Genomic DNA, 15,494 nt, shown 5'->3' with positions numbered 1-15,494 from the left:
ACCGACGGCGCACTGGTTGCGCACTGATGGCGTGCCGGCACGACCGGATACGGGCCGCGGCCGTGCGGGCACGGGAACAAGCCTCGCCGGAGCTGCGCCCACACGTCCAATAGAAGAAAGCGAACACATTCAGGAGCTAGGCTTCTGAATCATGGAGCTACGCCATCTCGAGTACTTCGTCGCGGTCGCGGAGGAGCACCACTTCACCCGCGCCGCCGAGCGCCTCATGATCTCCCAGTCGGGCTTGTCCGCCTCCGTGCGGGCCCTGGAGCAGGAGCTCGGAACGCCGCTGTTCGTGCGCAGCACCCGCAGCGTGGAGCTGACCGCGGCGGGCCGGGCCCTGCTGGACGAGGCCTGCCGCACGCTGGCGAGCGTACGGGCCGCGAAGGAGGCGGTTGCGGCGGTGCAGGGCCTGATGCGCGGTGTGCTCACCATCGGCACCGAGCAATGCCTGGCCGGGGTCGACGTGCCGGCACTGCTGGCCCGCTTCCGCGCCCGGCACCCGGGTGTCGAGGTCCGGCTGCGGCAGGCCGGGTCCGCCGCCCTGGTGCAGGACATCACCAGCGGCCGACTGGACGTGGCGTTCACGGCACTGAGCGGTGAGGCGCCCGAGGGGGTGCGGCTGCGGCCGATCACCCGGGCCCCGATGGTCCTGCTGTGCCATCCCGGGCACCGGCTGGCCGGGGCGGAGACGGCCGGCTGGGCGGATCTCGGCGGCGAGGAGTTCGTGGACTTCCATCCCGACTGGGGTGCCCGCGGCCTCACCGACCGGGCCTTCGCGGCGAACCGTGTGGAGCGCCGGGTCGCCCTGGAGGTCAACGACGTGCACAGCCTGATCGACCTGGTCCACCACGGCCTCGGGATCGCCGTCGTGCCGCAGCCCATCGCCCGCAAGGAGCACGCCGCGGGCCTGCGCACCGTGCGCCTGGCGGGCGCCGAGGACCACATCTGGGAGGTGTCGGCCGCCCTTCCCCAGGAGGACCGGGTCTCCCCCGCCGCCCGCAAGCTGCTGTCCTACCTGCCGTGACGTCGCCCTTCCCGCCCGCACCGGCGGCCCCGCCGTGGACCTGCGGGCGCCCGCGCCCGCGCGCACACTGGTGCCGGGGGCGCGGTGCCGCGCGCCCGTCCCGTACCGCCGGCCCGTTCCCCGGAGGGGCATGAACACCTCGGCCCACGACCCGTACGTCCGGGTGCGCGGCGCCCGCGAGCACAATCTGCGGAACGTCGACGTGGACGTCCCCCGGGACGCGCTGGCGGTGTTCACGGGGGTCTCCGGCTCGGGCAAGTCCTCGCTCGCGTTCGGCACGATCTACGCCGAGGCGCAGCGCCGGTACTTCGAGTCCGTCGCCCCGTACGCCCGGCGGCTCATCCACCAGGTGGGCGCCCCGGCGGTCGACGACGTCCTGGGGCTGCCCCCGGCGGTCGCGCTGGAACAGCGCCGCGGGGCACCGACCTCCCGCTCGTACGTGGGCACCGTGACGACCCTGTCCAACACCCTGCGCATGCTCTTCTCCCGCGCGGGCCGCTACCCGCGGGGCGCGGAATCCGTGGACTCCGACGCCTTCTCGCCCAACACCGCCGCGGGCGCCTGCCCGGTCTGCCACGGGCTGGGCCGGGTGCACCGGGCCACCGAGGAGCTGATGGTCCCCGATCCCTCGCTGAGCATCCGCGACGGGGCGATCGCCGCCTGGCCGGGCGCCTGGCACGGGAAGAACCTGCGGGACGTCACGCGCACCCTCGGGTACGACGTCGACCGGCCCTGGCGCGACCTGTCCCCGGGGGACCGGCAGTGGATCCTGTTCACCGACGAGCAGCCGGTGGTGACCGTCCACCCGGTCCGCGAGGCCGGCCGGATCCAGCGCCCGTACCAGGGCACCTTCCAGAGCGCGCGGCGCTATGTGATGCACACCTTCGCCGACTCCAAGAGCCCGGCGCTGCGCGCCCGCGCGGAACGGTTCCTGGAGAGCTCGCTGTGCCCCGACTGCGGCGGCAGCCGGCTGCGTCCGGAGTCGCTGGCCGTCACCTTCGCCGGGCGGAACATCGCCGAACTCAACGCGATGCAGCTCGCGCGGCTCGCCGAGGTGCTGCGCCCGGTCGCCCGGGGCGCGGTGGACGACCTGCCCGAGGGTCCGCAGCGCCGGATCGCGGCGACGCTCTGCGCGGACCTCGTCGCCCGGATCGAGGTCGTCACCGAACTCGGCCTGGGCTACCTCAGCCTGGACCGCACGACGCCGACGCTCTCCCCCGGCGAACTGCAACGCCTGCGCCTGGCGACCCAGTTGCGCTCCGGCCTGTTCGGGGTCGTGTACGTACTGGACGAGCCGTCGGCCGGGCTGCACCCCGCGGACAGCGAGGCGCTGCTGACGGTCCTGGTGCGGCTGCGGGAGGCGGGGAACTCGGTGTTCGTCGTCGAGCACGACATGGACGTGGTGCGCCGCGCGGACTGGATCGTCGACGTCGGGCCGCTCGCGGGCGAGCGCGGCGGCCGGGTGCTCTACAGCGGCCCGGTGGACGGGCTGGAGGCGGTCGCCGAGTCCGCCACCCGCCGTTTCCTGTTCGCCTCCGGACCCGATCCGGCCGCCGGCCGCACCGCACGGCGGCCGTCGTCATGGCTGGGCCTGCGGGGCATCACCCGGCACAATCTGCGCGGCGTGGACGTCGAGCTGCCCCTCGGGGTGTTCACGGCGATCACGGGGGTGTCGGGTTCGGGCAAGTCCACGCTGGTGGGCGTGCTCGCGGCGGTGCTGACCGAACACCTGGGGCCGGCCGGCACGGCGGACGGGGCGGCGGATCCCGCGGACGCGGGCGAGGGCGACGACGCCGACGCGTGGGAAGGCACCGGCGCCAGGCCGGCGTCCGGGGTCCTGGCGGAGGGGCTGCAGGTGGTGGACCGCCTGGTGCGGGTGGACCAGAAGCCCATCGGCCGTACCCCGCGCTCCAACCTCGCCACCTACACCGGCCTGTTCGACGCGGTGCGCAAGCTCTTCGCGGCCACCGACGACGCCCGGCGGCACGGCCACAAGGCAGGGCGGTTCTCCTTCAACGTCGCGGGCGGCCGCTGCGAGACCTGCCAGGGCGAGGGGTTCGTCGCCGTCGAGCTGCTGTTCCTGCCCGGCACCTACGCGCCCTGCCCGACCTGCCACGGGGACCGCTACAACGAGGAGACCCTGGCCGTCCGTTACCGGGGACGGAACGTCGCGGAGGTGCTCGGCATGACCGTGGACGCGGCGGCCGGCTTCTTCACGGACGTCCCCCCGGTCGCCCGGAGCCTGCGCACCCTGCAGGAGGTGGGGCTGGGCTATCTGCGGCTGGGGCAGCCGGCGACCGAACTGTCGGGCGGCGAGGCGCAGCGCATCAAGCTCGCCTCCGAGCTGCAGCGCGGCCGCCGCGGGCACACCGTGTACCTGCTGGACGAGCCCACCACCGGGCTGCACCCCGCCGATGTGGAGCTGCTGATGCGGCAGTTGCACGGGCTGGTCGACGCGGGCCACTCGGTCTTCGTCGTCGAGCACGAGATGAGCGTCGTGGCGGGCGCCGACTGGGTGGTCGACCTGGGACCCGGCGGCGGGGACGCGGGCGGCCGCGTCGTCGCCACCGGGCGGCCCGCTCAGGTGGCCGAGTCGGACGGGAGCCGTACGGCGCCCTACCTGGCGCGCCGGCTGGCGGGCTGACGGCTCAGCGCCCGGCCCGCCCAGGGCTCACCCGGCCCGCCAGCCGCTCCAGCGCCGTACGGAGACCTCCACCACCGGCCCTTCCGGCGGACGGCCGGTGTACTGCCCGTACCTGGCGGTCAGCAGGGCGACGAGGCGGTCGGCCGCGGCGGATCCGCCGGCCGGGGGGAGGACACGGGCCGTGCCGTCGGCGCGGGCCCACCACAGCAGATCCCAGTCCTCGTCGTAGTGGTCGGCGAGCAGGCAGACCGCGGGGTTGGCCTCGATGTTGGCCAGGCGTTTGAGGCGCGTGGTCCGCTTGGGCTTGTGGTCGACGGCCAGCGCGACCGTGTCGCCGTCCACGGCGAAGACCACCGGCACCAGGTGCGGTGTCCCGGACGCGTCGGTGGTGGCCAGGCGGGCGACACGTGCCGCGGCGAAGCGCTCGCGCGCCTCGCCGCCCGTCAGGACCGGCATCGGGCCCTCCCCTCGTCGTGGCCCGCCGGTCAGCGGAACCGGTCGGCGAGCGCCGCCAGTCGGTCCAGGTGCTCCAGGGCCTGCGGTTCGGGCAGCGTCGGCAGGTAGAGCAGGACCCGTTCGACGCCGAGCCGCCGGTAGCCCTCGAGGTGCTCCTCGCCGCCGCGGACCCCGTACACCGTCACGGGCACGTCCCGTCCGGCGACCTCGCGCAGCCGCTCCATGCGCGGGCCGAGGTCGTCCGGCCCGTCGCTGTTGGCGATCCAGGCGTCACCGAATTCGGCGACCCGGCGGAACCCGCCCTCGCCGCCGCCGACGTAGATGGGCGGGTGCGGCCGCTGCACCGGCTTGGGCCAGGCGAAGACGGGGTCGAAATCGACGAACCGGCCGTGGAACTCGGCCTGGTCCGCGGTCCACAGCTCGCGCATCGCCCGCAGGCGTTCGTCGGTGAGCAGACCCCGCGTGGTGGGGTCGGCACCGTGGTTCCGCATCTCCTCGCGGTTCCAGCCGACGCCGACACCGAAGACGGCGCGGCCGTCGGAGACCAGGTCGAGGGAGGCCACCTCCTTGGCCGTTTGGATCGGGTCGCGCTGCGGGACCAGGGCGATCCCGGTGCCCAGCAGCAGGCGCCGGGTGACGGCGGCGATCACGGACAGGGCGACGAAGGGGTCGAGGGTGCGGTAGTACATCTCCGGCAGTTCGCCGCCCCCGGGATAGGGGCTCTCGCGGCGCACCGGGATGTGGCTGTGCTCCGCGATGAACAGCGAGTCGAACGCCCGTTCCTCCAGGGCGGTCCCGAGCGGGGCGGGGCGGATGCCCTGGTCGGTGATGAAGGTCGAGATCCCGATTTTCACGACGGCTCCGTGGGTTGCGGCGGCGAGGACTGGCCCCGCTGTGCTGCCTACCCCGCCCGGAGGGCCGTGCGCCCCCGACCACCCGGGCGGAGCATCGATACCGGACCCCGCCGGGCCGGGCGCCCGCTCAGCCGGCCGCCACGCGGCGCGCGGCCACCGGCGCCCGCTCGCGCAGGTGCAGCTCCACGGCGAGCGGCGCCGCGGTGAAGACGGAGGACCAGGTGCTGATCAGCAGCGCCAGTTCGCGGGCCTCGCCGTCGTCGAAGGTGCCCGTGATCCGCGTCGACCCGCCGGTGACGCCGGTCCCGCAGGCCACCGACGGGTCGACCTGCGGGGAGGAGATCACCTTGTCGTCCAGGACGATGGCGACGCGGCGGGCGGGGTCGCCCGCCGGGCGGCAGGCCGCCTCCCCGGTCAGACGCGCCCACTTGTCCCGGCCCTCCCCCTTGAAGTCGAGTTCGACGGTCCAGCCCGCGCCGGTGTCCTGGTCGAACCGGGCGTGCGCGCCCTCGACGTCCCCGCCGGTCAGCGAGGCGGCACCGAGCCGCAGCGGCTGGACTCGTCCGCGAGTACGCGTTCCGAGGGATCCCCGGACTGCGGGGCGGAGGCGTCGCCGGCCGTGCCGAGCACGGCGTGGAAGGTGAGCTGGGCGGTGCGGCCGAGGACGGCGGCGGCCTGCGCCGGGTCCTCGACGCCGGGCAGTTCCACGATGATCCGGTGATCACCGGACTGCGCGATGGCGGGTTCCGCGACGCCGAGGGCGTCGATGCGGCCCCGCAGCACCTCGACGGCGCGGGCGGTGGCCTCGGCGCCGGCGGGCGCCGAGGGTGTCGAGCGGGTCTCCAGGACGATCTGGGTGCCGCCGCGCAGGTCGAGCCCGAGGCGGACCGGCACGGCGTCGCGCCACGTCCGTGCGGGTGCGGCACAGTCGGTGCGCGGCCCGGCGGCATGCGGCGCGGGGGCCCGTCAGCGGCTCGAGCACGAGCGCGTCACCCGGCTGACCCAGCTCCGCGCCGTCGCCGAGGCCGGCTGGGCGGCGGACGACCACGTCATGGTCGTGCAGAAGGAGGCCGTCCAGCGGGTGCTGGCGGAAACCGAGGCCGCGTTCGCGCGCCTCCAGGACGGCAGTTACGGGGTCTGCCCCGACTGCGCCGGGCCCATACCTGCCGAGCGCCTGGAGATCCTCCCGTACGCGCGGCGCTGCGTGGCGTGCGGGCGCCGTGCCGCGTGATCCGAGGCAGCGGGAGAGAGGTGACGTGGTGAACCACCGGACCTCGGACGAGCGCGCCGCGCATCTGTCCGCCGAGGACCTCGCCGCCCTGCGCGCGAGCCTCCACGAGCAACGCCTCTTCCGCCGGGAGCAGTTGCGGCAGATCGGCGCGGCCGTACCGGCCCCCGCGCACCGGCCGCCGCACGGACGGGCGGCGGACGGACGGGCGGCGGACGGACGGGCGGCGGCCCGGGAGGAGGTCCGCGCCGCGCTCACCGCTTCCGCCCGGATGGTGCTGGCCGACGTCGAGGCGGCCCTGGAACACATGCGGCAGGGACGGTACGGGATCTGCCCGCTGTGCCGCGGGCCCATCCCGCTGACCCACCTGGTGGTCGTCCCCCAGGCCCGCTACTGCGGCCGCTGCCGGCAGGCGAGGGGGGCAGGGGAATGAGCGCGCCGTGGCCGCAGGAGGCCCGATGGACGGCTCTCGCCGTCGACCTCGGCAGCGCCCGCACACGGGTCTGGGCGCCCGGCGAGGGCATGGTGCTCGACGTCCCCACGGTGACGTTCCCCGACGCCGGCCGGGGCCGGGGTCAGGGCCGGGGCGCCCTCCACCCCGTCCGCCGGCGCGCCATCGACGTCGCCGGCACCGCCCGGACGCTCGACCGGATGCTCCGCCAGGGGCCGCCCCCTCTCGAACGTCCGCTGGTGGTGCTGACGGCGCCCGTCCTGGACGGCGTGGCCTACCGCGCCGCGGCACGGGCCGCCGTCGAGGTCCTGCGGCCGCGCGCCGTGCTGACCGTGCCGACGGCGCGGGCGGTGGCGGTGGCGGCCCGTGAGGACCTGTCCCGCCCGCTGCTCGTGGTGGACGCCGGCGCGCGGTTCACGGAGACGTGGTGGCGTCCGTGCCGGACGAGGACCGGACGGCGGCCGCGCCGTCCCTCCCGGCGCGGGGCGTCCTCCTGGCCGGCGGCGGCGCGCTGCGCCCCGAGTTCGTCCACCGTCTCGCGCGCCGGCTCGACGTGGCCGTCAAGGTCGCACCGGCACCGGACACCGCGGCGGTGCGGGGCGCCGCCGAACTCCTCGGATCCGCCCGCCGCCATCCGTCGTCCACGGGCGACGCCCGCCTGCCGGTTCCGGAGTAGCGTCCGTCGCCCTCCACCGGGTTGCGGGTCCGGATGCGGGGTGGTGGCCTGAAGGTGTGCCGCGCCGGGGAGGCAGGGATGGCGACAGCGTCGATGCGTACGGTCCGGCTCTCCTCGCGGGACATCCCCGCGCTCGGCCAGGGCACCTGGCGCCTCGGCGAGGACCCGGGTCGCCGCCGCGAGGAGATCGCCGCCCTGCGGCTCGGTCTGGACCTGGGCATGCCGATCGTCGACACCGCGGAGATGTACGGCGACGGCGCGTCGGAGGAACTGGTGGGGGAGGCCATCGCGGGACGCCGTACCGAGGTCTTCCTCGTCAGCAAGGTGCTCCCGGACCACGCCGACCGCCGTGGTGTCGTCGCCGCCTGCGAGGCGAGCCTGCGACGGCTCCGCACCGACATCCTCGACCTGTACGTGCTGCACCGGCGGGGACGGCATCCGCTGCAGGAGACCCTCGCCGGGTTCACCGAGCTGATGGCACGGGGCAGGATCCGCACCTGGGGGGTCTGCGACCTGGACGCCCGGGACATGGCCGAACTGGTCGCCGTCCCGGGCGGGTCGGCGGTGGCGGTGGACCAGGTGCCCTACAACCTCACCCGGCGCGGCATCGAGTGGGACCTGCTGCCCTGGTGCCGGCGCAACCGGGCCGGCGTGATGGCGTACTCCCCCGTCGAGCGGGGCCGGCTGCTGCGGTCCGCACCGCTGCGGGCCGTGGCGGACGGCCTCGGCGCCACGCCCGCCCAGGTCGCACTGGCGTGGGTGCTGGAGCAGGGCGTGGCGGCGATCCCCCGCTCGGGGCGGCCTGAACACGTACGGGAGAACCGCGCCGCGGCCGACCTCCGGCTTCCCCCGGACGCGCTGGCGGCGCTGGACGCGGCCTTCCCGCCGCCGCACGGGCCGGTGCCGCTGGAGGTCCTCTGAGCGGCGCCGTGCCGGGTCAGCGGGCCGGCGGTACGTGCGCCGGTGCGGGTGCGGGGACCGGTGCGGGTGCGACGAGGAGCCGTTCGATGCCCAGGTCGAGGGCGACCTCAAGGTGGGTGAGCGATCCCGTCGACATCAGGATCGAGACCCCGCCCTGGATGCCCGCGAGCAGAGCGGCCGCGGCACGGTCGGCGTCCAGTTCCGGTGAGATCTCCCGCTTCTCCTGCATGGCCCGGATGCCGCTGGTGATCTGGGCCTGCCAGGACGCGAGGAGTTCCCTGGTGACGGCCTGCGCCCCGGGCGTGGCGGGGCTCAGCTGCGAGACGAGCGTGCCGAGCGGGCACTGCTGCCCCTGCCGCCGGTAGCGGTCGACGACCGCGTCCCGCCAGTCGTACCAGGCCTGCCGCGAGGTGAGCGCGCCGAGGTGCGGCTGCTGGTCGGAGAGCACCCGGCCGGCCTCGTGCCGGGCGACGGCGAGCAGCAGTTCCTCCTTGCCGCCGGGGAAGTAGTGGAAGAGCTGGCTCTTGCTGGTGGCCGTACGGGCGCGGATGTCGTCCAGGGTGGTCTCGGTCGCGCCGCGCTCGCGGATCTGCTCCGCGGCCCCCTCGACGATGCGTTGCCAGGTGGCGGCGCCCTTGGCCGTGAGTCGTGGTGCCATGCCTCCATCGTGGCACTTTCTGGACTTGCAGGTCCATTTTTCGGGTGGCACCTTGGCCGTTCCCAGCCGGTTCACGGAGAAAGGCACGGCACATGACCCAGCGACTCACCGGGCGGACGGCCCTGGTCACCGGTTCCACCACAGGCCTCGGCGCCGCCATCGCGGCGGCCCTGGCCGCCGAGGGCGCGTTCGTCGTCGTCAGCGGACGCGACGAGGCCCGCGGCGCCGACGTGGTGGCACGCATCGAGAAGGACGGCGGCTCGGCCGCGTTCGTCGGCGCCGACCTGTCGGGTGGCGCCGACGCCGTCGGCCGCCTCGCCACCGGCGCGCTCACGGCGGCCGGCGGACGGATCGACGTCCTCGTCAACAACGCGGCGCTCCTGCTCACGCCGACGCCGACCGCCGAGGTCCCGCAGGAGACCGTCGACCAGGCGCTGGCGGTGAGCGTGCGGTCGGTGTTCCTGCTCACCGGCCTGCTGGCGCCGCCGATGGCCGAGCGCGGACACGGCGCCGTGGTCAACCTGGGGTCCATCAACGGCATGCGGGGCTCGGCGAACTCGGCGCTCTACAGCATGACCAAGGCGGCCGTGCACTCGCTGACGACGTCGTGGGCGGCGGAGTACGGCCCGCACGGGGTCAGGGTCAACACCGTGGCCCCCGGCCCCACCCTGACCGACAAGGTGGCGGCGATGGGCGAGCACCTGACCCCGATCGTCTCCCGCATGCCCGCGCGCCGCGCCGGCACCCCGGCGGAGGTGGCCTCGGCCGTCGTGTTCCTGGCGAGCGACGAGGCCTCGCAGATCCACGGCGCCACACTCACCGTCGACGGCGGGTACACCGCGGTGTAGCGTCCCGGCGCCAAGGTGTGGCCACGCCCGCCCGTTGCCACAATGAGGGCATGACGAGCGCCGGTCGCTACGGGGAGTGCTTCTTCCGCCCCGAGGACGCAGGTGAGGGCGGCCGAGTCGACCTCGCCGCCGCCACGTTCGACGACACGACACTCGCCCGCCTGCGGCAGCTCGGGGCGGGTCCGGGATGGCGCTGTCTGGACGTGGGCGCCGGCACGGGCACCGTGGCGCGCAGGCTGCTGCGCGAGGCCGGGGTCTCCGAGGTGCTCGCCGTCGACCGGGACGTGCGCTTCCTTGCGGCACGCCCCACGCCGGGCCTGACGGTGCGCCAGGCGGACGTCACCGCCGACGGCTTCCCACCGGGGCGCTTCGACCTCGTCCACGCGCGGTTCGTGCTGATGCACCTGCCGTCGCCGGAACGCGTGATCGCCACGCTCGGCCGCCTGCTCGCCCCCGGCGGCGTCCTGGTGGTCTGCGACGCCGTCGACCTCACCACCGCCGACGCCCCCGACACGCCGTTCACGCTGGCCGTGCGGGCGATGTGGCGGGGGCTGCGCGACTCGATCGGCACCGACGTCTCCTGGGTGCCCCGCTACCCCGGGATGCTCAGGGCGGCGGGGCTGCGATCGGTGGCGGCCGAGATTTACGTGCCGCCGCTCGTGCCGGGCAGCGCGATCAGCCGGTTCTGGGCACAGACGTTGGACCGGAGCCGATCGACCATGATCGCCACGGGCCTCGTCGACGACACCCTCGTCGACGAGGCGGTGCGTCACTTGGAGTCCCCGGAGTGCGCCGACCTGCCTCCCGGCATGCTCATGGCCTGGGGCCGGTCACCGCTCTAGGCCTGCCGGGACATCACCCGTCCGGCCCAGCGCGACATGCGCCTACGCGGTCCCGCGACCAGGCTGGACGGTGGTGCAGTCGGAGGGCTCCGCTTCTCCCTGCCGGAGTTCTCATCGCCATGAGTCGGGCCCCCACCGCAATGACGCGGCGGGGGCCTGAGGCGCCTTCAGGAGTTCTCCGCCGCAAGCGCGGCTCAGCCGGCGCACCTCGGCGACCAGCCGCGGCACGTCCCGGCGGGCGGCGGCCACGAAGTCGGGCTCGGCGTCGATCCGTTCGTCCGGGCCGGCGACCTCACGCCCGGCGGTGACCCCGGCGAGACGCCACTCGTCGCCGCCCTCACCACCGGCCGCCCCGCCTCGCAGGAAACCCGCCCCGTCGCTCCCCGCCCGGGTCTGCGGCAGCGGTCTCCAGGGGCCGGGCGACGCACTCGCGGCGCGCTCCGCCATCACATCCAGTTCCGCTTCCGTCGGCGACCCCGTCCACGGCCGCGCTCCGATCATCCGCCGGCGCGGCCGCCAGGTCGCCGCGCACCAGGGAGAACACGACGAGGTCGACGCGGCCGGTGTGCACGAAGCCCGCGTCGCGCAGGACGCCTTCACGGCGCAGGCCGGCCTTCGCGGCGACGCGCTGGGACGCGGTGTTGCCCGTCGCCGCGCGCAGTTCCAGGCGGTGGAAGCCCTGTTCGGTCAGCAGCCATGCCGCCAGCGCCCGGGTCGCCTCCGCGGCGGTTCCGCGTCCTCTCGCCCAGGGCGAGACCCAGTAGCCCACCTCGCTCGTCCGCACCCGCCAGTCGGTGCGCTTCAGACCGACGGTGCCCACCAGCCGTCCGCCGTCCCGCTCGGCGACGGCGAAGTGGATGCCGTCGCCCGACGCGCGCAGGGCGTGGGAGCCCGTCGTGCACCAGGCCATCGCCTCTTCGGGCGTGTAGGGCCGGGGCAGGGGCAGCCACCGCTGGGTGAGGGGGTCCACGCAGCTTGCCCATGTGTCGTGGGCGTCGTCCGGGGTGAAGGGGCGCAGGACGAATCGCTCGGTGTGCAGGACCGTGTCGGGGAACACATCCGTTGCCGTCGTTCTCTCCGTCCGCCGTGGGCCCGGGGTCGGCCAGACGGTAACAGCAGCCCGGCACGGCGCACCCGTGGCCTCACGGGCCGTGACGCTGCGTCGCCGCCCACTCGGTGCGCGGTGACGGCAGGGCATATCGGCATTTCAGACTTATCGGCACATTTGCCATATACAACTCCCCAACCGAAAGCAGCCCCTTGACACTCCGCCCTCTGGGGTTCATGGTTCCCCCATCGCTCGTTTAAACCGGTTCAAACGCGAGATGACATCATCCTTTCGCGTTGGTTGCCCCGGTATGCGAGTGCCAGAACGTGCTGCCTCCGGCGCCAAAGGTGCCGCCGGACGGCGTGCCCCCGCGGGGGCACGCCGGTCGACGGAACCTGCGGCTGCGGATGTGGCCTCCTTCCGCCGCCGTACACGGAGAGTCCGCATGGCCCGACGCCCCACGATCGCCGATGTCGCCCAACTGGCGGGTGTGTCCCGGGCGACGGTCTCCTTCGTTCTCAACGACCGCCCCGGCGTGGCCGCCGCGACCCAGGAACGGGTGCGCGCGGCGGCCGGGCAGCTGGGCTGGACGCCGAGCCGCAGCGCCCGCGCGCTGTCGACCGGGCGCGCCAGGGCCGTTGGCCTGGTCCTGACCCGCGAACCCGACCTGATCGGCACCGACCCCTTCTTCCCCGCCTTCATGGCGGGCATCGAGTCGGTCATATCCGAGTCGGGCGACGGCCTCATGCTGCACGTGACGAGCCCGCGCAACGAGATGGACACCTACCGCCGCCTGGTGGACGACCAGCGTGTGGACGGGGTCTTCCTCACCGACCTGCGGGTGGGCGACCCGCGCCCGGAGCTGCTGCGGGAACTCGGCCTGCCCGCGGTGGCCGTCGGCGCCGACGAGGGTGTCGAGGGGATCGCCACGGTCAACCTGGACGACCGTCCGGTGGTCGCGGGCGCCGTCCGCCACCTCGTCGGACTCGGCCACCGCCGCATCGCCTATGTCGCGGGCCCCGAGGAGTACCTGCACGCCCAGCGGCGGCTCGGCGCCTGGCGGGACGCGCTCGCGGAGGCGGGCCTGCCCCAGGGCCCGGTGCTGCCGGGCGGCTTCACCGCCGAGGGCGGCGCGCTCGCGACGCAGGCGCTGATCACGCGGGGCGACCGGCCCACCGCCATCGTGTACGCCAACGACCTCTCCGCGACCGCGGGCATGGCCGTGGCGCAGGAGGCCGGCCTGCGGATGCCCGACGACCTGTCGGTGGTCGGCTTCGACGACGTACCGCTGGCTTCCTGGACCCGGCCCTCGCTGACCACCTGCCGCGCCGACGCCGCCAACTGGGGCCGGGCCGCCACCCGTGCCCTCATCGAGACCATCGAGCACGGCACCACCCCGCACGTGGAACTGGACCCGGCCGCGCTCATGGTGCGCGACTCCACGGGCCCGGCCCCCGCCCGCCCCTGACCACCCCACCCCCCGACGCGCGCCCGTCGCGCCCACGACGTTCTCCGCTCCCCGGAGGGCCGTCACCGAGGCAGGACGACGCCCCGGAACGGCCGCTTCCCACCCCTTGAGAACACGGAGCCACCGCAATGAAGAAAACCGTCCTGACCGTCCTCTCCGCCGTCGCCCTGACCGTGCCGCTCGCAGCGTGCGGCAGCGGCGGGTCGGACTCCGCCGCGGGCGGCGACGCCCACGGGCCGATCACGGTCTGGTACTCCAACAACGCCCAGGAGGTCGCCTGGGGCAAGAGCATGGTCGCGTCCTGGAACGCCGCCCACCCCGACGAGAAGGTGAAGGCGCAGGAGATACCCGCGGGCAAGAGCTCCGAGGAGGTCATCGGCGCGGCCATCACGGCGGGCAACGCCCCGTGCCTGATCCTCAACACCGCCCCCGCGGCCGTGCCCGGCTTCCAGAAGCAGGGCGGCCTGGTGGCCCTGGACGACTTCCCGGGTGGGAAGAAGTACCTCGAGGAGCGGACCGGCGAACGGCTCTCCCAGTACGCGTCGCCCGACGGCAAGCACTACCAGATGCCCTGGAAGAGCAACCCCGTCATGATCTTCTACAACAAGGACCTGTTCAAGAAGGCCGGGCTCGACGCCGAGCACCCCAAGCTCTCCACCTACCAGGACTTCCTCGCCACCTCGCGCGCCCTGGTGAAGGGCGGTGTGCACGCCGCCATCTGGCCGGCGCCCACCTCCGAGTTCTACCAGTCCTGGTTCGACTTCTACCCGCTCTTCGCGGCCCAGACCGGCAAGCAGCTCGTCGAGGACGGCAAGGCCCAGTTCGCCTCGCCCGACGGAGTGAAGGCCGCCGAGTTCTGGAAGACGATGTACGCGGACCGCCTGGCCCCCAACGAGCAGTACAACGGTGACGCCTTCGCCGACGGCAAGTCCGCCATGGCGATCGTCGGCCCGTGGGCCGTCTCGGTCTACGGCGACAAGGTCAAGTGGGGGGCCGTGCCGGTGCCGACCGCCACCGGCGCCGAGGCCAAGGGCACCTTCAGCGACGAGAAGTCGATCGGCATGTTCACCGCGTGCAAGAACAAGGGCACGGCCTGGGACGTGCTGAAGTTCGCCACCAGCAAGGAGCAGGACGGCAAGCTGCTGGAGGCCACCGGCCAGATGCCGATGCGGCAGGACCTCGCGGCCGCGTACCCCGACTACTTCGCCTCGCACCCGGACTACAAGACCTTCGCCGAGCAGGCCGACCGCACCGTCGAGGCCCCGAACGTGCCGAACTCCGTCGAGATCTGGCAGACGTTCCGCGACGCCTACACCAAGTCCGTGATCTTCGGGAAGGGCGACGTCGAGAGCGCCTTCCGTGAGGCCGCGGGCAAGGTCGACGGCCTGGCGAAGCAGTGAGTCACGGCCATGTCCTCCACGCACCATGACGTCCTCCGCCCCGGGTCCGCCCGGGGCGGGGCCCGCCCCCGGACCGACCGCGGGCCACGGCCGCGCAGGTCGCGGTTCGCGGGCCGGCAGCCCATCGGCCTGGCCTTCGTCTCCCCGTACATCCTGTACCTGGCCGCGATCTTCCTGTACCCGCTCGGCTTCGCGGTGTGGATCTCCTTCCACGACTACTTCTTCGCCGCGCCCGGCGCCCAGGTGGACCGCCCCTTCGTGGGGTTCGCCAACTACACCTCCGTGCTCACGGATCCGGACGTGTGGCGGTCGTTCCTCAACATCGCGGTCTTCCTGGTCATCAACGTTCCGCTGACGGTGGCGGCGTCCCTCGTGCTCGCCACCGCCCTCAACTCCAAGCTGCGGGCCCGCACGTTCTTCCGCACGGCCTACTACGTCCCGTACATCACCGCCAGCGTCGCGGTCGTCGGCGTGTGGCTGTTCCTGTTCAACTCCAACGGCCTGGTCAACAAGGCGCTCGGGCCGCTCGCACCGGACCCGTCGTGGCTGGTCAACTCGCATCTGGCGATGCCGACCATCGCGCTGTTCGTCGCCTGGAAGCAGCTCGGCTTCTTCATCGTGCTCTACCTGTCGGCGCTGCAGAACGTGCCCGGCGAACTGTACGAGTCCGCCGCGCTCGACGGCGCGGGCAAGGTGCGGATGTTCTGGTCGATCACCGTCCCGGCGGTGCGCACCGCCACCCTGCTCGTACTGGTCCTGGCGACGGTGACCGGGGCGAACCTCTTCACCGAGCCCTACCTGCTGACCAGCGGCGGCGGACCCGACGGGGCGACCACCTCACCGGTGCTGCTGATGTACCAGCGCGGTCTGCAGCAGGGCCACCCGGACGAGGCGGCGGCGATCGGCGTGATCCTCGTCGTGCTGATCACCGGCATCTCCCTCGTCTACCGCCGAGTGCTGGAGAGGGACTGAC

Annotated in this window: 14 protein-coding genes and 2 pseudogenes; 11 read left to right on the top strand and 5 right to left on the bottom strand. The window is 74.0% G+C overall.

Translation table 11 applies throughout. The features are described from left to right. Positions 1-151 precede the first annotated feature (151 nt). Complete coding sequence (locus tag PV342_RS01090; protein WP_018563859.1) at positions 152-1,027, top strand: LysR family transcriptional regulator; 876 nt, start codon at positions 152-154, stop codon at positions 1,025-1,027. 130 nt (positions 1,028-1,157) lie between these two features. Continuing rightward, positions 1,158-3,671, top strand: a complete 2,514-nt coding sequence (locus tag PV342_RS01085; protein ID WP_500315588.1) for an excinuclease ABC subunit UvrA — start codon at positions 1,158-1,160, stop codon at positions 3,669-3,671. 27 nt (positions 3,672-3,698) lie between these two features. Here PV342_RS01085 and PV342_RS01080 read toward each other — a convergent pair whose 3' ends face one another. The 3 genes and pseudogenes from PV342_RS01080 to PV342_RS01070 all read right to left on the bottom strand — a co-directional run. Further along, positions 3,699-4,127, bottom strand: coding sequence for a TIGR03668 family PPOX class F420-dependent oxidoreductase (locus PV342_RS01080; protein ID WP_360999343.1), 429 nt, complete (start codon positions 4,125-4,127; stop codon positions 3,699-3,701). Between the two features lie 29 nt (positions 4,128-4,156). Continuing rightward, entirely contained in the window at positions 4,157-4,981 is an 825-nt protein-coding gene (locus tag PV342_RS01075; protein WP_500315587.1) for an LLM class F420-dependent oxidoreductase, read from the bottom strand. A 226-nt stretch (positions 4,982-5,207) separates the two neighbouring features. After that, positions 5,208-5,875, bottom strand: a pseudogene (locus tag PV342_RS01070) (SecDF P1 head subdomain-containing protein); the annotation flags it as partial. Positions 5,876-5,912: 37 nt separating this feature from the next. On the opposite strand from PV342_RS01070, the gene PV342_RS01065 reads away from it, so the two are divergent. The 4 genes and pseudogenes from PV342_RS01065 (at position 5,913) to PV342_RS01050 (ending at position 8,257) form a co-directional block, all read left to right on the top strand. Next, positions 5,913-6,212 (top strand): TraR/DksA C4-type zinc finger protein, encoded by a 300-nt coding sequence (locus PV342_RS01065; protein ID WP_500315586.1) that lies wholly within the window; start codon positions 5,913-5,915, stop codon positions 6,210-6,212. 25 nt (positions 6,213-6,237) lie between these two features. After that, a complete protein-coding gene (locus tag PV342_RS01060; protein WP_500315585.1) occupies positions 6,238-6,642 on the top strand; it encodes a TraR/DksA family transcriptional regulator in 405 nt (134 codons plus the stop codon). Then, positions 6,639-7,336: pseudogene (locus PV342_RS01055) on the top strand (hypothetical protein). The gene PV342_RS01060 and the pseudogene PV342_RS01055 overlap by 4 nt, the downstream one beginning before the upstream one ends. Before the next feature lie 78 nt (positions 7,337-7,414). Further along, positions 7,415-8,257, top strand: coding sequence for an aldo/keto reductase (locus PV342_RS01050; protein ID WP_500315584.1), 843 nt, complete (start codon positions 7,415-7,417; stop codon positions 8,255-8,257). Between the two features lie 16 nt (positions 8,258-8,273). Here PV342_RS01050 and PV342_RS01045 read toward each other — a convergent pair whose 3' ends face one another. Further along, positions 8,274-8,915 carry a TetR/AcrR family transcriptional regulator gene (locus tag PV342_RS01045; RefSeq protein WP_500315583.1) on the bottom strand — a complete coding sequence of 214 codons (642 nt, stop codon included), beginning with the start codon at positions 8,913-8,915 and terminating at the stop codon, positions 8,274-8,276. A gap of 92 nt (positions 8,916-9,007) precedes the next feature. Here PV342_RS01045 and PV342_RS01040 point away from each other — a divergent pair, with 92 nt between their 5' ends. Next, entirely contained in the window at positions 9,008-9,763 is a 756-nt protein-coding gene (locus tag PV342_RS01040; protein ID WP_386993802.1) for an SDR family NAD(P)-dependent oxidoreductase, read from the top strand. Positions 9,764-9,813: 50 nt separating this feature from the next. Next, a complete protein-coding gene (locus tag PV342_RS01035; protein WP_500315582.1) occupies positions 9,814-10,605 on the top strand; it encodes a class I SAM-dependent methyltransferase in 792 nt (263 codons plus the stop codon). Positions 10,606-10,942: 337 nt separating this feature from the next. Here PV342_RS01035 and PV342_RS01030 read toward each other — a convergent pair whose 3' ends face one another. Further along, positions 10,943-11,662 carry a GNAT family N-acetyltransferase gene (locus tag PV342_RS01030; protein ID WP_500315581.1) on the bottom strand — a complete coding sequence of 240 codons (720 nt, stop codon included), beginning with the start codon at positions 11,660-11,662 and terminating at the stop codon, positions 10,943-10,945. A gap of 436 nt (positions 11,663-12,098) precedes the next feature. Between PV342_RS01030 and PV342_RS01025 the strand changes: the two genes are divergently transcribed. From PV342_RS01025 to PV342_RS01015, 3 genes are all read left to right on the top strand, one after another. Next, entirely contained in the window at positions 12,099-13,121 is a 1,023-nt protein-coding gene (locus PV342_RS01025; RefSeq protein WP_360999363.1) for a LacI family DNA-binding transcriptional regulator, read from the top strand. Positions 13,122-13,249: 128 nt separating this feature from the next. Further along, entirely contained in the window at positions 13,250-14,521 is a 1,272-nt protein-coding gene (locus tag PV342_RS01020) for an extracellular solute-binding protein (protein WP_360999365.1), read from the top strand. A 9-nt stretch (positions 14,522-14,530) separates the two neighbouring features. Continuing rightward, entirely contained in the window at positions 14,531-15,493 is a 963-nt protein-coding gene (locus PV342_RS01015) for a carbohydrate ABC transporter permease (RefSeq protein ID WP_018563846.1), read from the top strand. Position 15,494 lies beyond the last annotated feature (1 nt).

The organism is Streptomyces sp. PA03-3a, from assembly GCF_033792735.1.
In the GTDB taxonomy this organism is placed as follows: domain Bacteria; phylum Actinomycetota; class Actinomycetes; order Streptomycetales; family Streptomycetaceae; genus Actinacidiphila.
Note: the sequence above shows the minus strand (reverse complement) of the source record. Positions and strands in the feature narration are given on the sequence as shown.